The 1,137-nt window shown below is 75.3% G+C and carries 1 protein-coding gene; it reads right to left on the bottom strand.

The window, feature by feature from the left end:
• Positions 1 to 163: 163 nt before the first annotated feature.
• Positions 164 to 1,137: FecCD family ABC transporter permease (locus C666_RS19110; RefSeq protein WP_004351283.1), on the bottom strand; the 974-nt coding region annotated here is incomplete at its 5' end.

Here is a 1,137-nt window from a genome sequence, read left to right as displayed (position 1 = left end):
GTCGCCGTCGCCCGCCAGCGCCCGCCACACCTGGCGCGCATCCAGCGGCACGGCGCCGAGCAGCAGCGAGCACAGCAGCAGCGCGGCCAGCGCCGCGAGCAGGCCGAGGGCCAGTAGCGCGAAGCGCGGCGGCGTGGCGCAGGGCGGGCCGGACGCGCGCATGTCAGTCCTCCTGCCGGCGGATCAGGTACACCAGCAGCGGGCCGCCCAGCAGCACGCACAGGATGCCGACCGGCACCTCGCGCCATTTCGCGATCAGGTCGGCGCCGCACACCAGGCTGGCGCCCACCAGCGCCGCCAGCGGCAGCAGGCGCCGATGGCCGAGCGCGCCGCCGCGCGGGCGCAGACCGAGGCGCACCAGGTGGGGCGCGAGCAGGCCGATGAAGGCGATGGGGCCGGTGGCGGCGACGCTGGCGGCGGTGAGCAGTGCCGCGCACAGGCCGAACAGCAGCCGCCAGGCGCCCACGCGCAGGCCGAGGGCGTGCAGCACCTGTTCGTCCAGCAACAGCAGGTCGAGGATGCGCCCGCTCGCCGCCGCCAGCGCCAGGCCCGGCAGCACCCATGGCCACAGCAGGTGCACATGGGGCCAGCCACGGTTGGCGAGGCTGCCGGTGAGCCAGTAGTAGATGCCGTTGGCCTCGATGTCGGCGGACACCAGCAGCAGCGTGATCGCGGCGGCGAAGAACAGGTTGATGCTCATGCCGGTCAGCGTCAGGTACAGCGGCTGCAGGCGCGTGCGCGCGGCGATGGCGAAGGTGAGCAGGCCGGCGAGCACGCCGCCGGCGGTGCCGCAGGCCAGCATGACGCTCTGCGGCCAGTCGAACCACACCATGCCGGCCACCATGGCGAAGGCGGCGCCGGCGCTTACCCCCATCAGGCTGGGTTCGCCGAGCGGGTTGCGGGTGATGGACTGGATGATGGCGCCGGCCATGCCCAGCGCCGCGCCCGCGAGCAGCCCGACCAGCAGGCGCGGCAGGCGCAGTTCGCGCACGACGAAGGCCTCGGTGCCGTCTCCGCCCTGCGCCAGCGCATGCCACAGCGCCTCCGGCGCCAGCGCGAATTCGCCCAGCAGCAGGCCGCCGGCCGCGCCCAGGCCCAGCAGCAGCGCGCAGCCGGCCAGCAGCGCGGCGAGGCCGC

The sequence above is a fragment of the Thauera linaloolentis 47Lol = DSM 12138 genome, from assembly GCF_000310205.1.
Lineage (GTDB): Bacteria > Pseudomonadota > Gammaproteobacteria > Burkholderiales > Rhodocyclaceae > Thauera > Thauera linaloolentis.
The sequence above is the reverse complement of the archived record's forward strand: the minus strand, read 5'-3'. Positions and strand labels throughout refer to the sequence as shown.